The sequence below is a fragment of the Daejeonella sp. genome, from assembly GCF_017495225.1.
Lineage (GTDB): Bacteria > Bacteroidota > Bacteroidia > Sphingobacteriales > Sphingobacteriaceae > Daejeonella.
Window position 1 is genome coordinate 16,558 of sequence record NZ_JAFEIG010000020.1, and the last position, 20,733, is coordinate 37,290.

Genomic DNA, 20,733 nt, shown 5'->3' on the forward strand with positions numbered 1-20,733 from the left:
ATCTAGTGTATCATATCGTTTAGTATATGCTTAGTACGACCGCTTGGGTAAATTATCGCATATATAATGTTACAAGCTGGCCTTCTGTCTGTCGAAGTTGTAAAGTTCTTGTCCACTGTGAGTTTCGGTGTTGTTGTCGAGTTAAGATTGGGTCTGTTTGTGTCGGCTGTGGGTAGCGGTTTTAAAAATTTTAGAAGCGAAGGGAATTTTACAAAATTATTTTTCTTTGGGTGTTAAAGGTGTAAGCTCTTTTGCAATTTTTGGTCTGTGCGTTGTCTCGTGCGACTTGCAAATGTGCTTACACCTGTGTGATAGTTATTTTCTTCTGTTTAATTTCTCTTTTGCTGTGTCCACTAAATAATAGACCATAGGCACTAAAAACACAGTCAAAATTAAAGATGATAGAAGTCCGCCAATGATTACCCATGCCAGTCCATTTTTCCATTCGGCTGCTGTTCCTGTTGCCATTGCAATGGGGAGCATACCAACAACCATTGAAAGCGTTGTCATTAGGATTGGTCGCATACGACCTTTTCCCGCAATGATTAATGCTTCTTTGAAATGTTTGCCTTCTGCTTTTAATTGATTGGTAAAATCGACAATTAAAATGGCGTTTTTTACTACTAAGCCCATTAGCATAATTAAACCCAATAAGGCGAATAAACTCAAATTGCTTAACGACAAATTCAATGCGAAAAACGCCCCAATTGCTGCTACTGGAATAGAAAACAAAACTACAAATGGATAAACAAAACTGTCATACAGTGCTACCATAATCAGGTAAATGAGCAAAAAAGAAATGAGTAAAACAGAACCTAATGCTCCAAAACTATCATTCTGTCTTTTGATGTCGCTACCCCAAGTCATCTGTATTCCGTTTGGCAATGGATTTTCTTTGAGATATGCTACTACATCGTCTGCTACAGTTCCTGATGGTCTGCCTAATGCGTCTGCTGTTAAAGTAACTGCTGGTTGTCGGTCTTTTCGTTCTAACAATGACGGAGAATTGTCTTGCTCTACGCTTGCAAACTGTGAAACTTCAACTGGTATTCCCATTGGGTTAATGATCGAAAGTTGTTGAACATCTTCAAAGTTTTGTCGGTTAAATTCATCTAACCAAATTCTTACAGGATATTCTGTTCCGTTCTCAGTAAGCGTTGCATCTTCATTACCTGTAAATGCAGTTCTTAGGTTCAATCCAACATAAGCGGTTGTTAAACCTAATCGTTGCATTTTATCTTTGTCGGGAATAATTTTGTATTCGGGACTTCCTGCTTCAACAGATAAACGAACATTATCAGCTCCTGGAATTTTTTCAATTACCGTTTTCAATTCATCGCCTGTTTTCATCACTAAATCTAAATTGCTACCGCTTAACGTAATTTCAATTGGTGCTGAACGTGGAATTAAACCCAATGCTGCCATTGAATAATTGATACTCGGAAATTTTGACTTTAGTTCTTCCCGAAGATTTTTCATAAATGTTTCGGTAGGTAAATTATCCAATTCCTTTTTGGATTTTAGTTGAATTGTAAATTCAGTTTTATTTGCTGAACCTACACCCAAACTTCCAATGCCCGTGCTTGGTCCGCCAATATTGCTGAACACCGTTGCTACTTCGGGTTGTTGAATAATGTATGTTTCAATCTTTTGAGCAATTAAATTGTTTTGATGTATAGATGTGGACTTATCAAATTCTAATGCCATTCTAAATTTACCTTGGTCGCCTGTTGAAATTAATTCTTTACCAATAATACCTTGTTTCATAATGCCTAAAGTCATTGCAAAAAGCACAATAACGATACCTGTAAAAGCTAATTTATGGCTCAATACCCATTCTAATCTGCGACCATACCATTCATTAAAGTTTTCTAACTGAATTTCAAACCAAAGTAGAAATCGATTGAAGAAATTGGTTGGTTGTAAATCTTCTTTCTTACCAATACGTGAAGCCATCCAAGGCGTTAAAGTAAAACCAACCAATAAACTGGTGAGAGTAGAAGTTACTACAACAACCGAAAACTGCTTGAGCATATCAGCAACAAACACTTGTAGAAAAAGAATAGGTAAAAAAACCACAACGTCAACTAAGGTGATGGATAAAGCAGCAAAGCCAATTTCCATTCTGCCATCCATTGCAGCAGATCTTTTGTCTTTCCCTTTATCTAAGTGCTTTTGAATGTTTTCTAAAACTACGGTAGCATCATCTACCAAAATACCAATGATTAAAGACATTGCAAGCAAGGTCATTAAATTTAAGGTGTAACCCAAAAGCCACATCACAGCGAATGCAGTAACTAAAGATGTTGGAATAGCTACCAAAACGATTAAGGAATTTCTAAAACTTCGTAGAAATAAAAGCATTACCAACGATACCAACAGAACCGCTAAAATCAAGTCAAAAACAACGGAGTTTACGGCTGCAATCGTGTTGTCGGTGCTATCGTCTGCAATAATAAATTTCACACCCGAACTGGCATTTTGTTGTTCGATAGATTTAAATTTCTCCCGAACTGCTTTTGAAACATCAACAGCATTTGCATCGCCTTGTTTTTTCAACAGTAAACCAATACCATCCTTTCCATTGTATCGACTAATAGAAGTCGTTTCTTTTATGCCATCAATAATATCTGCTATATCTTTTACATAAACTGGACTTCCTAAAACAGGCATTGCAACTTGTACTTTTTTAATGTCTTCTAACGATGTAAATTTTCCAGTTAAACGAACTGAATTACTTTCTTTATCGGTTTGCACCTTTCCAGCAGGTAAGTCTAAGCCAGAACGGTTAATTGCTTCAACAACCTGAACCATTGAAATTTTATACAATTTCAGCTTGTCCTGATTTATTTTTACTTGTATTTCTCTTTCTTCTCCACCTAAAACAGTAATCTCTGCTACACCTTTTATTTGTTGAATTTGCGGCAGATAATCATCTTTCATTTTTTGATAAAACTCGGTCGCAGACAAATTACTTGTTGCACTGATAGACATTATCGGCAAATCATTTGGCGAAACTTTGCTCATTACAGGACTTAAAATATCCTGTGGTAAATCTTTGCGAATGTTGTCAATGTAGCGTTGTGCATCTTGCATTGACTTATCCAAATCTGTCCCATATTTTAGATTGGCTATGATGATAGAAGCATTAGGTAATGACTTTGTCACCAAGTAATCTACACCTTCCAAATTGGATAAAGCATCTTCTATTTTTCGTGAAACGGATGTTTCTACTTCATTGGGTTCAGCACCTGGATAAACTGTTTTGATTACAACTACTGGCTGATTAAAGTCGGGCATTAATTCATAGCTTAAATTTTTATACCCAATAAAACCTAATAAAGTAAATACGCTGAAAAGCACTATAATCAGCGAAGGACGTTTGATTGATATTTCTGTAATATTCATTTTTCGCTGATTTTATTTAACCGTTACATTAGCACCTTCAAAAAGATTTATGAAGCCATTTGTTACAATTACATCACCTACATTTAATCCATTTGAAACAACTGCTTTGTTCTTTATTTTATTTGATATAGTGATGTTTTGCAAAAGGGCTTTGCCATTTTTCACTATGTAAACTTGCGGTTGGTTTTCAGTGCCTTGTATGGCAGAAGTCGGAATTACAATTCCCTTTCCAGACGTTTCGCTTTTGAGTAAAACATTACCAAACATCCCAGATTTTATTTTTAAGTCGGTTGTGTTATTTACCGTAAACTGAACAGGAAAACTACTACCCATATTAGCTTTACTGCCAATCATAGTAGTTTTTCCAGTCAATAAAATTTCAGAATAAGCATCTGCCGAAAGAGAATAGCTTTGATTTAATTTGAACTGGCTTAAATCTTTTTCGGCAACATTTACGGTGAATTTTAAAGTTGTAATGTCTGTTATTTGGAGCAATGGAACGCCCGGTGCAGCAAAAGCTCCTTCTTCACTAAGCTTTGCAGTAACTACTCCGCTAAAAGGTGCTTTAATAGTGGTTTTGTTTAGCTGCTCCAACAAAGTTGCTTTCTGAACTTTTGCAGATTTCAAACCTAACTCCGCCTTTTCTAATTGAACGCCTTGGATTGCATCTGCTTTAGCTAAAATCGTATAACGGTTTATATCTGCTACCAAACCTTCAATTTGCACTTCTATGGTTTGCAGTTGCAATTTCAATAATGAATTATCCAACTGAATTAATGATTGACCTTTTTTCACATAGCTTCCTAAATCAACTAAAACATCATTTATCTTTCCTTGTATTTCGGCACTTATTTTAGTTTCCTTATTAGGTTCAAATGTTCCAGAATAAGAAATTTCGGTATTCACATTTTTAATTTGCAAGGTATCTACCTGAACATATTTTACTTGTTCTTTATCGTATTGATACACTTTACTCTGCGTAATTTCTTTGTTGTTTTTCAACTTAATTACCACAATGGCAATTATCGCCAACGGAATGATGACGTAGAGTGCTTTTTTTAGGATTGATGATTTTGTGTTCATTGTGACAATTATTTAGTTGTTGAAATATTTCCTGTGAGTTTTTTTAGTTCTAAATCTGCTTTTAGATAATCAATTACAGCAGTCAGATATGTTTGTTGTGCTTCACGTAAAGCGTTGTCTGCAAGCAAAACATCTGTTAAACTTGCTGTTCCTAGTTTCTGTTGAAGTATCGTTTGATCATAAATTGTTTGAGCCAATTGGATTTGTTCTGTTGTTGTTTCTACCGTTTTTTTAGCGACTTCTTTTTGCATTTTTGAATTTTGAACCTGCATATTATTTTGTTCGGTAAATAATCCAAATTGAAGTTCATTATTATGAAGTTCAAATCTTTTCTGATTAATTTTTCGTTGTGTAACCGTTCCGTTAAATAGTGGATAAGAGAGTTGAATACCGGCAAAACCAATTGGATAGAATTTTAGAAAATCATTCGGTAGCTTGTCATATCCAAAACCTGTTGTTCCATACATTCCAATAAGATTTATTGAAGGTAAAAACCTTGATTTGTTTAATGTGCTTAATTCACTCAACAATAAGCGGTTTTGAGTTTTTATGATACGAATATCTAAAATTGACGAAGGTGTATATTCATTTGCGGTTTGATATTGAATGTTTGGCTCAATTTGTAGATTTTGCTCGATTGAAATACCCATATTGAATTTCAGCGCATTTAAAACTTGCTCGTATTTACTTTTTATGCTTAATTTTTGTGTAGTTAATTGTGCAACTTGTAATTTCACCTTGCTTACATCAGTTCCTTTGGCAAGCAATTGTTCGTTGAGTAGTTGCATATTTTTTAGAAGTCTTTCAGCATTTACAAAGTTGCTGTCGATAAATGCCAATTGATTATGTAAAATTTGTGCATTGTAATACAGATTGGAAATTTCAAAAAAGATTTGCTCTTCAGTTTTTAGGTATTGTAATTCAGTTAATTCCGATGCAATTTTAGTTGTTTGAATTGCTCCGTAAACTTGCGGATTATACAAAGGCATTGACAATTGCAAGTTTGCATTTATGTTGTGTGGAACGCCAAATTGAGCTTCTTTAAACTGACCTTCTGGAGCTGTCGGATTAAATGTTGATAATGGCATTAACTGGTATGGCAAATTGGTAAAATACTTGTAATCCGCATTGGCTGTTACTTTCGGTATTAAATTGGCTTTGGCTTCATTCTTTTTTTGCTCACCAATAGCCATATTGTTTCTGCTCATTTGCAGGTTTTTGTTATAAATCTGTGCTGTGTCAATACATTGCTGCAAAGTGCTGACTTGAGCTTGAGATGAATAAACTCCTATTAAAAAAAATAGTAGGAATACTGTTTGTTTGTGAATGTTTACTAACTTCATTGGTCATTTTTTTTTTTACTTAATTAAAACTAGTTGAGAAGAAACAGTAGCATAAAGCCAGTGTTTAACATTTGGTAAAATATTTACAAAATCGCCTTGTTCCAATTTGAATTGTTGCTCATTTTCATCCTCATAGTTAATCGTTCCCGATACGCAAATTAGTAAAGCTGGGGTTTTGGTGATGTGTTGCTTCAAAGTGCCATTTCTTTTAATATTAATCGCGGTAACTATCCCAATTCCGCCTTTAAATAGTTCAATGGCTGATACATCACTATCCTGTTTGTCTAATTCGTTTAAATTTTTCACTTCGATTTAATTAAGGTTAATACAGCCTGAATCATATTGTCACCGTTGCTTTTTATATCAAACTGAAAGTTCGCAACCCTCCATTTATACATTTGTAATCGGAAAGTTCCCATCACGATATGAATTAACTCATGAGATGTAATGGAATTAGTGAAAAAGTTTTTTTGTTGACCTTCATTTATGATAGGCATCAAGTGCTTCATTTTAACCTTCATAATTTTTAAAATGGTTTCATTGATACGTTCACTTTCTTCCATCAATCCGTCAGAGAATACTGCCACTACAAAATGCGGATGCTTTTTAAAGAATGAAAATTGGTTTTGAAACAGCGTTATAAATTTTTCTTCGGGCGATTGTTCACTGTTAATTGCATTAGTATAGCGCTCATCCATACTTTGAGCAAGATACTCAAGCAAGGCAATTATGATTTCTTCCTTGCTTGTAAAGTGTCTGTAAATGGCACTTTCAGAAAATTTCATTTCCTTAGCCAAGTTCTTAATTGTTAGCCCACTTATTCCCGAAGCAGTCAATATTTTTCCTGCTGCTTCAATGATTTCGAGCTGTCTATCTGAAATTGTTGCAGTCATATTATTTGTTTATCGAGTTCATTTTCAAAAAGGCAATTCCTAACCAAACTACAGATGCGGTCATTGCAATTGCACCGATCAATACTAAAGCAGGAGGTAAGCCAAAATACACTTCTGTTAATATTCCTATTGGCATTAATAAGCCTGTAAGTGCCAACCAAGAAATAGTTTTCACGTTTTGTAATTTGTCTCTGAAATGTAAAAGCAAATAGCCAATTAGGATGTTTAGAAAGGCAAACAAGTTACCGTGAACGTGAGCCAATCTGCTTTCGAAATGTTTTCCTATGCTGTATGAGTTTACCCATTCTTCTTTACCTGGTACAAAGTCTTTTTAATATATTAGGAGAAAGCCGTAGCGATAAAAAGCCTCATTATCAGGAAGCCTATTGCAAAGTTGTTTTTAGCGTTCATCTCGTTTATATTTTAAGTAAGTGAATATTCACTCTTCAAAGATAATTAAATTATGTTCACAGTTTCAAGTTTTTTTCAAGAAAACTTTAAAATACGAGGAAAATCATCCTGGTTCGGTGGGTAATTGGCTCTTTTGGGATTTGTTTGTGTGTCGAGTTGTGTTGAGGCAAACCCCAAATGTACCAATGTGGGTAGGCTAAATTTATTTTATTAAATGTGCGGTGGGGAAATTTTTAAAATCTTGCGTTGGCTTTAGTGTCGGCAAATTAGTCTGGTCGGTATCTAGGTACAGCGGAATTTTCAACCGAGTTTTTGTCGCACGAAAGTTAGTTTGGAAATCAAAAGTCTAGTCGTTTTGTTGTCCGTCTTACGGTTGCACGGTCGTCTTTTAGGCTTGCTTATAAGGTTTCTACGCTTGGCGAGGTTGCAAACTGCGGAACTGATTATTTTCTGTTTAAGATAAAATTTCTTGCGAAACGTGAATTTATTACAAAATTCGCAATCTTGCCAAACTCTTGTTGAACTGGTTATTATTCTTTGTTTATTTCGTACCAAACACATTTTTTAAATTCAGGAAATTCTCTTAATTCTGGGTGATTGAATTCACCTTTTCTTATCATTCCAATTTTTTTCATAACGTTCTCTGATTAATTGTTTTTAACAGTACAAATTGCGAAAACCTTATCAATCCCTATTTTACTAAATGCAAATTCAATACATCTTTTTGCTCCTTCTGTTGCATAACCTTTCCCCCAAGCAGATTTTTTCAAGCGCCAACCAATATCAGTAGCTGGGCTAAATTCGGTTTTATATTCCTGAAATGCCAAACCACTAAATCCAATAAATTCTCCTGTTTTAACTATTTCATTTGCAAAATAGGTGTAACCATTCTTTTCATAATGACTTTGAAGTCGTTCAATCAATTTGGCTGTATCTTGATTTGTCAGAGTTTTGGGGAAATGTTCCATTACATCTGAATCCGTATTCATTTTACTAAATTCGGTCAAGTCTTCCATTGTCCAGTTCCGAAAACCAAGTCTGTCAGATTTGAATATGTATTTGTCTTTCAAGTTCTGGTTTTTAATGTTTGCTAACTAATGTCTCATATCTCACATCCAATGTCTCACATCTCACATCTAGTGTCTCACATCTCAAAACAACTTCCCCGTCTGGCCAGATTTTATTCTTCCTAGATGTTTATAAGCGATATCCGTACATTCTCTACCTCTGGAAGTCCGCATGATATAACCTTCTTGGATTAGGAATGGCTCGTAAACTTCCTCAATAGTGCCTTCTTCTTCACCAACAGCTGTAGCAATGGTTTTTAATCCCACAGGACCACCCTTAAATTTATCGATGATGGTCATTAAGATTTTATTATCCATCTCATCTAGACCATGTTCATCCACATTTAAAGCGTTTAAGGCATATTTAGCTATTTCAGTATCGATTGAACCTGTACCTTTAATTTGAGCAAAATCGCGTGTTCTTCTTAAAAGAGCATTGGCAATACGAGGTGTTCCGCGACTTCTTCGCGCAATTTCAAAGGCTCCCTCTTCAGATATTTCTGTTTTGAGAATATCTGCCGATCTTAGAACAATACTTGTTAAAAGTTTAGCATCATAATACTCTAAGCGACTATTTATACCGAATCGGGCCCTTAGAGGTGCTGTAAGTAATCCTGAACGGGTAGTAGCCCCCACCAAAGTGAATGGATTTAATGAAATTTGTACAGAGCGTGCATTAGGGCCCGTCTCAAGCATGATATCTATCTTGAAGTCCTCCATAGCAGAATACAGATATTCTTCAACTAGCGGACTTAAACGATGTATTTCATCTATGAAAAGAATATCGCCTTCTTCCAAATTGGTTAATAATCCGGCAAGATCTCCTGGTTTATCTAAAACGGGTCCAGAAGTTATTCGAATATTAACTCCCATTTCATTGGCAATGATATGGGATAGGGTAGTTTTTCCTAATCCTGGAGGGCCATGTAATAAAACATGGTCTAATGCTTCTCCTCTAAGTTTAGCTGCTTGAACAAAAATTCGTAAATTCTCTAAAATTTTATGCTGGCCGGTAAAATCTTCAAAAACTTGAGGACGCAAAACTTTTTCAATCTCCCTTTCTATGGGTGAAAGATTTTCTTCTGCGGGATCTAAGTTTTCATTCATTTTGGAGATGATAAATATTAGGTATAAAGATAAAAATTGATTTTTAGTATCAAGAATCTATCTTTCTAGAATAATTTCTGAAAAAGCTATTCAATTTAATCTGAATTACCCCTAAAAAGGCCTCTCTAAATATTTTAGTGCTCATTTTTGAAGTCCCTTCCGTTCTATCTGTGAAAATAATGGGTACTTCAACCACCTCAAAACCATATTTTATGGCAGTAAATTTCATTTCAATTTGAAAGGCATAGCCAATAAATTTAATTTTATGAAGCGGAATAGTTTCTAAAACGATGCGCTTATAACATTTAAATCCGGCAGTAGCATCTTGAATAGATATTCTTGTGATAAATCTGACATAAACTGATGCAAAATAAGACATTAAAACTCTGCTCATTGGCCAGTTTACAACATTTACTCCTTTAATGTATCTCGATCCAATAGCTAAATCAGCACCATCAATACAGGCATTTTTTAATTTTATGAGATCATCTGGATTATGCGAAAAATCAGCATCCATCTCAAAAATATAGTCATAATGACGCTCAAGAGCCCATTTGAAGCCATGTATATAAGCGGTACCTAAGCCAAGTTTGCCCTTACGTTCTTCAATATGAAGTAAACCCTGATATTCTTCTTGCAGTTTTTTAACAATATCAGCGGTTCCATCAGGCGATCCATCATCAACAATCAAAACGTGAAAAACATCAGGAAGAGAGAACACCTTCCGAATAATATTCTCGATGTTCTCTTTCTCGTTATAAGTGGGAATTATGACTAGACTATTGGACATAAAAACTCATTAAAAATGATATAATAACTAGTTTTTTATTCAATTCCATGCATTTTTTTCTTCAAAAGGTTCTTTAGCAAAATTAAAACTAAACCAGCAACACCTGTTGCTACAACAAAGATTGTGAAGAAGCCTGACATAGATGATTCTTCAGCTATAGAATCCATGAAACTAGCCATAAATCCTCCTAAATAATTTGCTAATGCGGTTGCTCCAAACCAAATACCAAACATTAATCCTACATATTTTTTAGGAGATAATTTACTGATGTAGGATAAACCTACAGGAGAAACACAAAGTTCGCCCATAGTATGAAATAAATAGGCTAAACACAGCCAAATTATGCTTACTTGAGCTAATTTAGCACCATTTGGTATCGCTAATGAACCAAAAACCAATGCTCCAAAACCAACTGCAACTAGAATTAAACCTAAGGCAAATTTTACTGGTCCTGAGGGACTAAATTTACTCGATGAAAGTTTTATCCATAATGCTGAAAAAACGGGTGCTAACAAGATAATAAATAATGAGTTTAAGGTTTGAAACCATGAAGCGGGGATTTCTAAGGCCTGATCATTAAATTGTCTGTCAAGCATCCATATAGCAAGTCCCCATATTGTTAAAACACTTAATCCCATTGCCAAAACAGTCATTTGATAGCTTCTTCCAATTTTGGATGCCATATTTATCCAAAGCCATGTTAAAACTGCCAAAGGAACAATTGTAATGATAGTATTTATGATTTTAAATGCATTTGCTGCAAGTCCGGGACTCAAAGTTCTATCTGTATAATCTCTCGCGTATAAATTCATGGATGATCCAGCTTGTTCAAAAGCAAGCCAAAAGAAAATAGTGAAAAATGAGAATACACCAATCACAATTAAACGATCGCGATCAACTTTGGAAAGGGGTTCATTTGAAACAACTAATTTGTCATCTTCAGTTTTTTTCAATGGTCTTTCACCTATTTCACCAAAGAATTTACGAGCAAACCAAAATTGAACTAAGCCTAAAAGCATAAAAATTCCGGCTAAACCAAAACCATAATGCCATCCCACTGATTCACCGATATAACCACATAGTAAAATTCCAAGAAAAGCTCCAGTGTTAATTCCCATGTAGAAAATAGTATATGCAGAATCCTTTAATTGGCTTCCATCAGGGTATAATTGTCCTACCATAGATGAAATATTTGGTTTAAAGAAACCATTACCTAATATTAAAAACGCACAACCTAAATAAAATGCTGGAATCGCATCAATTGCTAAAACAACATGTCCTATAGTCATTAAAAGGCCTCCAATAAGAATCGCTTTTTTATAGCCCCATAACTTATCAGCTATTAGTCCGCCAATGATAGGTGTAATATAAACTAAACCAGTGTACCAACCATAAAGCATGCTTGCATCAGCTCTGCTCCAAGCTTGACCTCCATCAGCGAGTGAAGCTGTAAGGTATAAAACAAACAGTACACGCATTCCATAATAACTGAATCGTTCCCACATTTCTGTGAAGAATAAAATAAAAAGACCTAGTGGATGGCCAATTAATTGTTTTTGTTGTAATTCCATATAATTTGATAATTGGTAATTTTGTTTTATTTTTTTAATGTTTATCGATTAAAAAGTTCAATTATAATTAAATTTTACTAAAATTGATGCTAAATATATTCTTAAAAAATTAAAATGATTGATCAAACTGCCCTAATTACTAATGACGCTGTTGTTCTTGGAATACTAATGAGTATTCTTGGATTTGTATTTTGGACTTCACAAAGTAATCACATTATTTTTAAGAATCTATATAAATTTGTCCCGCCAATTTTATTATGTTATTTCTTGCCAGGATTATTAAATTCTACGGGTGTTATATCTGGTTCAGAGTCAAAGCTTTATACGATTGCATCTAGGTATCTTTTACCTGCAAGTTTAGTGCTTTTTACTTTAAGTCTCGATTTAAAAGAAATTTGGAAATTAAGAAAAAAAGCGGGTTTAATGTTTCTTGTTGGAACATTTAGCATTATTATTGGCGGACCAATCTCGGTTTATTTAGTTTCTTTGTTTGCTCCTGAAGTTGTGGGTGGAGAAGGCGCTGATGCTGTTTGGCGCGGATTAAGCACTATTGCTGGGGCATGGATAGGTGGTGGACCTAACCAAGCAGCAATGTTTGAGGTTTTTAAACCGAGCACAGATCTTTTTTCAGCTATGGTTGCCCTAGATGTTTTTGTAGGATATGTTTGGATGGCTCTTTTACTCTATGCAGCTGGTAGAAATAAGGAAATAAATAGCTTTTTAAAAGCTGATGATCAATCGGTTACTGAGATTAAAGATAAAATTGAAGCCTATCAACTCAGTATTATGAAAATCCCTAAAATGGATGATCTCCTCAAAATACTTGCAGTAGGTTTTGGAATTACGGGTATTGCACATTTTGGTGCAGATATTATTGCACCATGGATTACAATTAATGCTCCTCAGCTAAGTACTTTGAGCCTTACATCTGGTTTTTTCTGGATTATTATCATTGCAACAACATTAGGGATGCTATTATCGCTCACTAAACTTAGAAATTTAGAGGGTGTAGGGGCTTCTCGCTTAGCGAGCGTATTCTTATACGTGTTAATTGCATCTATAGGTATGCAAATGAATATTATGGCTATTTTTAAGAATCCAGGCTTATTAATTGTTGGAATGATTTGGATCTTAATTCATGCAATTGTATTAATTATTGTCGCTAAATTAACTAAAACACCGTTTTTTTTCCTTGCTACTGGTAGTATGGCAAATGTTGGCGGACCAGCATCAGCTCCGGTAATAGCTAGTGCTTTTCATCCTTCATTAGCTCCAATAGGAGTGTTATTGGCGGTTTTCGGATATGTTTTAGGGACTTATGGAGCTTATGTTTCTGCTTTATTAATGCAAATGGTGTCGCCTTAATAAAATGGTCTAATTAATCATAAACCTTTCATCTTTTTAGGATCGTTAAAGTTCTCATCCTGATCTGTAGAATCGTTTTTTAATTCTAATTCAGAAATGAATTTCCATCTCCCATTTAGAAACTTAAATCCATCATAAGAAAAATCTGGGCCATAAAGCTCGAATTTGCCTTTTAAATTAGGGTCGGGGGGAGCTAAATGATCAAAAATAATTCGATTCTCAGCACTCTCATAATTTAAAAGCATTGTTGCTCTTCTATCGTATTCGAAAATAATTCGTTTTTTATTCAGATTATCTGGATCTCCATCGAAAACTGGCTTCCCGAAATAGGCTTTTCCATCCTTAAAATGCAATACTTCAATGACTTTTTTTGTTGATTTTACTGTGTTTCCTTTCCAGCCAAGTAGCATATAATACGGACTTTCAACATCTTTTAACACAGGAATAATCTTATAATACTGTGCGCCATACCATCTACTGTTCGTATAAGTGCTGTCTGAAGGATTCTTTAATGTAGGGCTATAATCGACTAGAGGGAACATCTCAAGCCCGCCTTGGCTTGTATTCATTTGAATGGTACCATAAAAACGGTAACTACCATCATTATTCATAACGTGCCAAGTAAATACCCTAAATTTTTGATCTGGAGAATTTTGAATAGAAATGGTTTTTAAGGAATCAAATGTGAAATTAAATGAATAAGGAGTTTTTAGTGCAGTTACTAATGTTTTAATTAGTTTATAGCTTGCATTATAACGCTGAGGCTCAATGCTATCATTAATCATTTTGAAACTAATTTCTTTCAAACTATCTTGAAATACAATTAATTTTTCTCTGTTGGATTTATCTAAAGATTGGCCATCTACTTTTGTGATTATTAAAAGTAGAAGGCCAAATACTAGTGTTAATTGCTTCATTTAATATTATTGAAGGTTCTCAATGATTAGTGCACTCGCACCGCCACCACCATTACAAATTGCTGCTAAGCCTATTTTCGCATTGTTTTGTTGCAGCACATTGATTAGTGTAACAACTATTCTTGCGCCAGATGCACCGAGTGGATGGCCCATAGAAACGGCTCCACCGTTTATATTTACTTTAGATGGTTCTAGCTTTAAAATCTGATTATTTGCTAAAGAAACCACCGAAAAAGCTTCATTTATTTCAAAATAATCAACATCATCAGTTTTTAATCCTGCACGTTGTAAAGCAATTGGGATGGCTTTTGAGGGACTTGTTGTAAACCATTCAGGGGCTTGTTGTGCATCAGCATAGGAAATAATGCGTGCTAATGGTTTTATACCTAGCTGCTCTGCTTTTTCCTTACTCATTAAAACTAATGCCGCTGCACCATCATTTAATGTGGAGGCATTTGCTGCGGTAACCGTTCCATCTTTTTTAAATACTGCTTTTAGTGAAGGAATTTTATCGAATTTTACTGAATGGACTTCTTCGTCCTCCGAAATTAGAGTTATTTCACCTTTTCTATCCTTAATTTCAACGGCTGCAATTTCATTTTTAAATTTACCTGCCGATTGAGCTGCTTGTGATCTTTTGTAAGATTCAATAGCGTAGGCGTCTTGGTCTTCGCGACTAATTTTACAATCTGTAGCACATAATTCAGCTGCCGAACCCATGTGATAGTCGTTATAAACATCCCAAAGGCCATCCTTTACTAATCCGTCAATAATTTTCCCATCTCCTAAACGATAACCATTTCTTGCTTTATCAAGGTAGTAGGGCACATTGCTCATGCTTTCCATTCCGCCAGCAACTACAATATCATTTTGACCTAAAGCTATACTTTGAGCGGCTAGCATAATTGCTTTTGTACCCGAAGCACAAACTTTATTGATTGTTGTTGCAGGAACATCAGGTAAACCGGCAAATTTTGCAGCTTGCGTAGCAGGTGCTTGGCCTAAGTTTGCTGATAAAACATTTCCCATAAATACTTCTTGAATCTGCCCAGGGTCAATTCCCGCACGTTCAACAGCAGATTTAATTGCCGTAGCTCCTAGCTGACTTGCACTAAGTGATGATAAAACACCACCGAAACTACCGATTGGTGTTCTCGCTGCTGATATGATATATACTTCTTTCATTTTGGCTTTAATAATTGGTTGGTGCAAGTTAAGAATTTAAGGGCAAGGCCGTACAATCGAACTTATTTTTGACTGATTTATTACTCTTTACAAATAAAATATTTTGATGCTGATTTCCATTTTAACAATTAATGATGATTGATAAATAATACTATGCTAGCATATTATTTAATGTCTTTAATTGAGATTCCATTAAATCCTGCTATAGAATCAGGTAAACTTTTAACATCAATTTCAAGATTATGTTTAGCGTCGAAAGTTTTATAAGTAAAATTTAGGGATTTGCGCTTCGGAATATTTATTATTGTATAGGTTTTTACAGCCTCAGCTGGGTTAGCAATCAATTTTCTTGGTCCATCGCCAATACAACCCGCATTTAAAAAACGAATACCTTCTTTTATGGCAGGATAGAAGGCATGCTGGTGACCACTAATATATAAGTCGATACCATGCTTTTTGAAAAAGTTCAAAGCCTTCTCAGGATCTTCATTTACTTCACCAACCTTATTTTTGCTATCTACAATCGCGTAAAGCGGTAAATGCCCAATTAAAATTCTCAACTTTGCTTTTTGTGCTTGCTTGGCAGTTAATTGTTCTTCCATCCATTGATATAGCTCTGGATCCATTCTTGCACCAGCAGTGTCCCAACTTATAAAATAAACCCCGTCTTTAACATAAGAATAATAGAATGGGTAATTACTTGAATCAACGAAATTTAATCCAGTTGCATTTTTATTTTCTAGCCAAAATTTTTGTGATAATGTACGATCTAAAAGGTAGGAAGGAGAGGCATCATGGTTTCCAACAGTGAATCCAAAAGGAATTTTAAGATTATTGATTGGGTTAAGAACAGTACTCTTAAAACTATTCCACATGGAATTGATGTTATTTTCTGTTAATGATGTTTTTTGCCCTGCTACCATATCTCCAGCGCATAAAATGAGGTCGGGTTTTATCTCATTTAACTTCCCGATAACAGATTTGACCTCATCAGCATAATTTGTAGATCCATAACTAGAGTTTAAATCTGAAATCACACAAATTTTTAAGCCCTTGTTTCTTTTTTTGTCTTTACCTTTCGGCAAATCATTCGCAAAATCATGATGTTCTAATGCATAAAGCGGATTTAAAATAAAAAAGAATAAAAGAACGAAAAGATAGTTCGAAGAGTTTATTTTCATCATTAATATGTATAATCAAATTTAACTATTTCAAATGAATGAAACTGTATTAAGCGAATTATCCTTGACTGTGTATAAAATCTAGATTCATCAATCTGTTTAGCTATTTTTGTAAAATAATAAACCATTGAAAGTATGATTTTTGATACCTATTATGTTTTAATCGCTCTTTCAGTCCTAGTGATTATATCCTATTTTTTCAATATTATCGCTGATCGATTAAAGATTCCATCTGTTATACTTTTAATTGTATCAGGAATTTTATTCAAAATTGGAGCAGATTTTATTCAATTTGACTTCCCTGTATCAAGAACGGTCCTTGAAATTTTGGGCGTAATGGGATTGATTCTGATAGTCTTAGAGGGTTCTTTGGATCTTAAAATCACTACAGACAAACGACAAATAATCAAAAGGTCGCTACTTGCCGCAACTTTAATGCTATTTTCAACCACTGTGGCCATTGCTTTAATTTTGGGATACACTTTAGATATGTCCTTTAAGCAATCATTGCCTTATGCCGTTGCAATGGGTGTAATAAGTAGTGCCATCGCTATTCCTAGTGTCAATAAACTGGAGCCCAACAAAAAGGATTTCATCATTTATGAATCGAGTTTTTCGGATATCATTGGCATTATGCTCTTTAATTATGTAATTTCTGAGGAGTTACTTTCGATATTAACAGTTGGTACTTTTTTTGGAAACTTAGCATTAATAAGCTTAATATCAGTAGTTTGTACAGTTTTAGTACTTCTTTTGTTTAAATATCTTAAGGGTCACATCAAGGTTTTTTTAATCTTGTCAATATTGATTCTTGTATATTCTTTATCTAAACAATTGCATCTTCCTTCCTTGTTTTTTATTCTAGTTTTCGGCTTAGTGCTAAATAATGCTGAGCCTTATTTGCAAGGTTGGTTAAAGAAATATCTTCAGCCAGAAAAGCTTTTGGAGGTAAACATAGAGCTTAAAACTATGACTGCCGAGTTAGCCTTTCTGATAAGAACCTTCTTTTTCCTATTATTTGGCTTTAGTATTGATATTTCTTTAATTGTTTTGGAGCCAGTTATGCTAACAGGTAGTCTTGTAATCCTAATGATTCTTATTATCAGATATCTGTTTTTACGTTTTATTTCTAAAACCAATATTTTTCCAGAACTTTTTATTGCTCCTCGTGGTTTGATTACCATCATTCTTTTTTACAGTATTCCTTCTCATCTTACTACAGATAAATTTAATGAGGGAGTATTGTCTTTTGTGATATTAGGTTCGGGACTTATCATGATGTTTGGACTTATTTTTTCTAAAAAGAATGTGAATTCGGAGAATGAACTTGAATCTGAACATGTACTATAATTAATGTTTTCAACTAATTTTTAATGATATGGAAAAGACTAACAGTCGTTTAGACCAAATGAAACAGTTTATTGACAAAAAGACTTTCGACAGTCCCTCGCCATTTTCACACTGGTTAAAACCTATCATTAAGGAGGTTTCTTATGGCTCTTTAAAATGTGAGTTTACCATCCGGAAGGATATGACAAATCCCATGGGAATGCTGCATGGTGGTGTATCAGCTGGGATTATCGATGATATAATTGGGGCAACTATTTTTAGTATGGACTTGAGCCATCCATTTACCACAATTAATAATTATATCGATTATTTTGCACCCGCTATGGAAGGGGATATCATAGAAGCTCAAACAAGCGTTGTGAAATTAGGTCGCCAAATAATAAATTTACAATGTGAAATTTGGTTACCATCTAAAAAGCGTCTTATTGCACGTGGTTATTCCAATATGATTCGAATTGAAAAACCATAATTGGAAAATCCTTAAATATCTTTACAGTTAATTTATTTAATTGTGTGTCCAAAGAATATATATGCAAGAAATATTGCAGCTATAAGTCCCACGAAATCAGCAATTAAACCACAAATAATAGCATATCTTGGTTTTTTAATTCCCACAGAACCAAAATAAACTGCTAAAACATAGAAAGTTGTTTCTGAACTACCTTGGATTATACTTGATAATCTTCCTTGAAAGGAATCGGCGCCATAGGTTTTCATCACATCTACCATTAATCCTCTTGCACCTCCGCCGCTAAGAGTTTTCATTAATCCGACAGGTAAAGCCGGGACGAATGAGGTATCTAAACCGAATAATGCAACCAAAGAGCCTATACCGTTTACGATATAATCCATACAACCGGTTGTTCTAAAGGCACTTATGGCGACTAAAATGGCAATTAAAAATGGGACTATCATGATTGAAGTACTGAATCCTTCTTTGGCACCATCAATAAATGACTCATATACATTTACTTTTTTTGATGCCCCATAAACGATAAAAAGTGTAATAATTGAAAATATGATGATTCCTCCCATGAGTCCGGCATAAACCTGAATTTGATCAGGTGGGAGTGAACCGAGCCAGAAATATAATCCCGACATGATTGCTATGAAACCGCCGAAAAAAACAAGAATGGGTAGCTGAAACAGATTGATTTTCTGATAGATAGCAACAGCAATCATGCCTGCAAGGAATGAAATGAAAGTCCCAATGAGACAAGGAATAAAGACATCTGCTGGATTTGCCGCTCCATTAGCCATTCTCAGAGCAATAACACCAGTTGGTATTAAGGTAATGCCGGCTGTGTTCAAAACAAGAAACATGATTTGAGCATTACTTGCAGTATCTTTTTTAGGATTAATATCTTGCAATTCCTGCATTGCTTTTAATCCTACAGGTGTGGCTGCATTATCTAAGCCCAACATATTGGCCGAAAAGTTCATGATTATAGAACCATTTGCTGGATGGTTTTTAGGTACTTCAGGGAATAATCGACTAAAAAATGGATTTACACCTCGAGCAAAAAGTGTAATCATGCCCGCTTTTTCACCAATTTTCATGATTCCAAGCCAAAAGGTCATGATTCCAATCAATCCTATAGAAATTTCTGCACCAGTTTTTGCGCTATCAAACATCCCATTCACCACATTATTGAAAATGCTTGTATCGCCAAATACGATGAGTTTGACTAATGCTACTATAAACGCAATTACAAAAAAACCAATCCAGATGTAGTTTAAAGCCATATTTTGAGCCTGTTATGATTTATAATATATTTAATAAATTAAAATATTGCCGAATCTATTCATTTAAATTTGTTAATCTTCCATTTTCTATGGTCAGTATAATGTTATTTGCATCCTGAACGATTATATCGGCAGGTTCATCTATCCTTAATTCTTTAATTTCAGTTATTTTATAAGATTCACAATTTAGTTCTTGATAAGCATAAAATCCAGTTAAATCGCCTAAATCGCCTAATAAATAGTTGTATGATACTGATTTTAGATCTGGATTGATCTTTTCTTGAGCTATGATGCCAATATCAGCCGTATAGATTTCCCCATTGCGTTGAAGTTTGCAATTCTTTAATAAGAATTGAAAATGTCTTTTTTTATTCTCAGGAATCGAAAAATAATTATCTAATATTTCAGAATTATAAGATTCGTCCGCGATACTAATTAATCCCGAAAGGATAGATTTTAGATAAATCTTACGAATAAATTGCTTTTCAGAGTCATTTTTATACCCGCCTGCTTCAATTAATATTGTACTCGTTCCTGCAGCTTGAAAATTATCTCCAAAGGCTCTGGGCTCATATTCATCATCAAATCGGGCAATATGATTCGGGATATCATTTTTAATATCCTTATGCATATGGGAAATAACTTTCATTGCTTTTTCCCGGACGGAATTTATGCTTAATTCGCGATTATAAGCTGGGGCTAGTACAGAGATTGTGGCTGGATTTCCGGTTTCTGCCGCCGACCATAATATACTCTGATCATGTAGGTTAAAACCAAATTCAGGGTTGATTTTGTCTCTTAACTGACGTAAAATTTGTGCTTCTGGACTCTGCTGTTTATGGAAATCGCGATTAATGTCTATTTCCATGGCATTTCTTCTTGTAAATGATTCAGCACCATCGGGATTTAGCATGGGTAAAATGTAGAGCGTACATTTTTTATTTAATAATTCATTTATTTCTTTGAACTCGCCATTTAACTCCAAAATGTTCATTAAATCAAAAAGAGCCATTGTTGCTGTAGCTTCATCTCCATGCATTTGGCTCCATAAAAACACTTTTTTAGGACCTTTTCCCCATTTTACTAGGTTTATTGACCTTCCCAGTGTAGAATGTCCTACCTCTTCAATACTAAAATTGTGATTTAATGATTTCAACAAATCAATAATGAGATCATGCTTAAAAAAACGGTCATTTATTCGCTTTTCTTCAAATACATGATAGTTTGTGAGGAGAGTAGAGAGTAATTCCATTCCACTAAAATAGTATTTAGTATTAATATTTTTAATCAAAAATTTAGGTCAAAAAAAAATACCC

At 34.4% G+C, this 20,733-nt stretch carries 18 protein-coding genes; 3 read left to right on the forward strand and 15 right to left on the reverse strand.

The window, feature by feature from the left end; translation table 11 throughout:
* Positions 1–315: 315 nt before the first annotated feature.
* From QZ136_RS07395 to QZ136_RS07440, 10 genes are all read right to left on the reverse strand, one after another.
* Positions 316–3,408, reverse strand: coding sequence for an efflux RND transporter permease subunit (locus QZ136_RS07395; RefSeq protein ID WP_291401990.1), 3,093 nt, complete (start codon positions 3,406–3,408; stop codon positions 316–318).
* Positions 3,409–3,420: 12 nt separating this feature from the next.
* Positions 3,421–4,491: an efflux RND transporter periplasmic adaptor subunit gene (locus QZ136_RS07400; RefSeq protein ID WP_291401992.1), complete on the reverse strand. Its 1,071-nt coding sequence runs from the start codon at positions 4,489–4,491 to the stop codon at positions 3,421–3,423.
* An 8-nt stretch (positions 4,492–4,499) separates the two neighbouring features.
* Positions 4,500–5,834, reverse strand: coding sequence for a TolC family protein (locus QZ136_RS07405; RefSeq protein ID WP_291401995.1), 1,335 nt, complete (start codon positions 5,832–5,834; stop codon positions 4,500–4,502).
* A 15-nt stretch (positions 5,835–5,849) separates the two neighbouring features.
* Complete coding sequence (locus tag QZ136_RS07410; protein ID WP_291401997.1) at positions 5,850–6,140, reverse strand: hypothetical protein; 291 nt, start codon at positions 6,138–6,140, stop codon at positions 5,850–5,852.
* Entirely contained in the window at positions 6,137–6,727 is a 591-nt protein-coding gene (locus QZ136_RS07415) for a TetR/AcrR family transcriptional regulator (RefSeq protein ID WP_291401999.1), read from the reverse strand. The genes QZ136_RS07410 and QZ136_RS07415 overlap by 4 nt, the downstream gene beginning before the upstream one ends.
* A gap of 1 nt (position 6,728) precedes the next feature.
* A complete protein-coding gene (locus tag QZ136_RS07420; RefSeq protein ID WP_291402002.1) occupies positions 6,729–6,902 on the reverse strand; it encodes a hypothetical protein in 174 nt (57 codons plus the stop codon).
* Between the two features lie 883 nt (positions 6,903–7,785).
* Positions 7,786–8,208: a GNAT family N-acetyltransferase gene (locus QZ136_RS07425; RefSeq protein ID WP_291402004.1), complete on the reverse strand. Its 423-nt coding sequence runs from the start codon at positions 8,206–8,208 to the stop codon at positions 7,786–7,788.
* 81 nt (positions 8,209–8,289) lie between these two features.
* Positions 8,290–9,312 (reverse strand): Holliday junction branch migration DNA helicase RuvB, encoded by a 1,023-nt coding sequence (gene ruvB / locus QZ136_RS07430; RefSeq protein ID WP_291402006.1) that lies wholly within the window; start codon positions 9,310–9,312, stop codon positions 8,290–8,292.
* A gap of 49 nt (positions 9,313–9,361) precedes the next feature.
* The gene (locus QZ136_RS07435; protein WP_291402008.1) at positions 9,362–10,102 is read right to left on the reverse strand and encodes a polyprenol monophosphomannose synthase; all 741 of its coding nucleotides are present in this window, start codon (positions 10,100–10,102) and stop codon (positions 9,362–9,364) included.
* 35 nt (positions 10,103–10,137) lie between these two features.
* Positions 10,138–11,673, reverse strand: a complete 1,536-nt coding sequence (locus QZ136_RS07440) for a peptide MFS transporter (RefSeq protein ID WP_291402010.1) — start codon at positions 11,671–11,673, stop codon at positions 10,138–10,140.
* Positions 11,674–11,787: 114 nt separating this feature from the next.
* Here QZ136_RS07440 and QZ136_RS07445 point away from each other — a divergent pair, with 114 nt between their 5' ends.
* Positions 11,788–13,038: a DUF819 family protein gene (locus QZ136_RS07445; protein ID WP_291402012.1), complete on the forward strand. Its 1,251-nt coding sequence runs from the start codon at positions 11,788–11,790 to the stop codon at positions 13,036–13,038.
* Between the two features lie 17 nt (positions 13,039–13,055).
* Here QZ136_RS07445 and QZ136_RS07450 read toward each other — a convergent pair whose 3' ends face one another.
* From QZ136_RS07450 to QZ136_RS07460, 3 genes are all read right to left on the reverse strand, one after another.
* Positions 13,056–13,955: a hypothetical protein gene (locus tag QZ136_RS07450; RefSeq protein ID WP_291402014.1), complete on the reverse strand. Its 900-nt coding sequence runs from the start codon at positions 13,953–13,955 to the stop codon at positions 13,056–13,058.
* A 6-nt stretch (positions 13,956–13,961) separates the two neighbouring features.
* A complete protein-coding gene (locus QZ136_RS07455; RefSeq protein ID WP_291402016.1) occupies positions 13,962–15,140 on the reverse strand; it encodes an acetyl-CoA C-acyltransferase in 1,179 nt (392 codons plus the stop codon).
* A 164-nt stretch (positions 15,141–15,304) separates the two neighbouring features.
* Complete coding sequence (locus QZ136_RS07460; RefSeq protein ID WP_291402018.1) at positions 15,305–16,324, reverse strand: metallophosphoesterase; 1,020 nt, start codon at positions 16,322–16,324, stop codon at positions 15,305–15,307.
* Between the two features lie 132 nt (positions 16,325–16,456).
* On the opposite strand from QZ136_RS07460, the gene QZ136_RS07465 reads away from it, so the two are divergent.
* Complete coding sequence (locus QZ136_RS07465; protein ID WP_291402020.1) at positions 16,457–17,671, forward strand: cation:proton antiporter; 1,215 nt, start codon at positions 16,457–16,459, stop codon at positions 17,669–17,671.
* 28 nt (positions 17,672–17,699) lie between these two features.
* Positions 17,700–18,140: a PaaI family thioesterase gene (locus tag QZ136_RS07470; protein ID WP_291402022.1), complete on the forward strand. Its 441-nt coding sequence runs from the start codon at positions 17,700–17,702 to the stop codon at positions 18,138–18,140.
* 32 nt (positions 18,141–18,172) lie between these two features.
* Here the strand turns inward: QZ136_RS07470 and QZ136_RS07475 are convergent, their stop codons facing one another.
* Positions 18,173–19,417, reverse strand: coding sequence for a spore maturation protein (locus tag QZ136_RS07475; protein ID WP_291402024.1), 1,245 nt, complete (start codon positions 19,415–19,417; stop codon positions 18,173–18,175).
* 55 nt (positions 19,418–19,472) lie between these two features.
* Positions 19,473–20,669, reverse strand: coding sequence for a M14 family zinc carboxypeptidase (locus tag QZ136_RS07480; protein WP_291402026.1), 1,197 nt, complete (start codon positions 20,667–20,669; stop codon positions 19,473–19,475).
* Positions 20,670–20,733 lie beyond the last annotated feature (64 nt).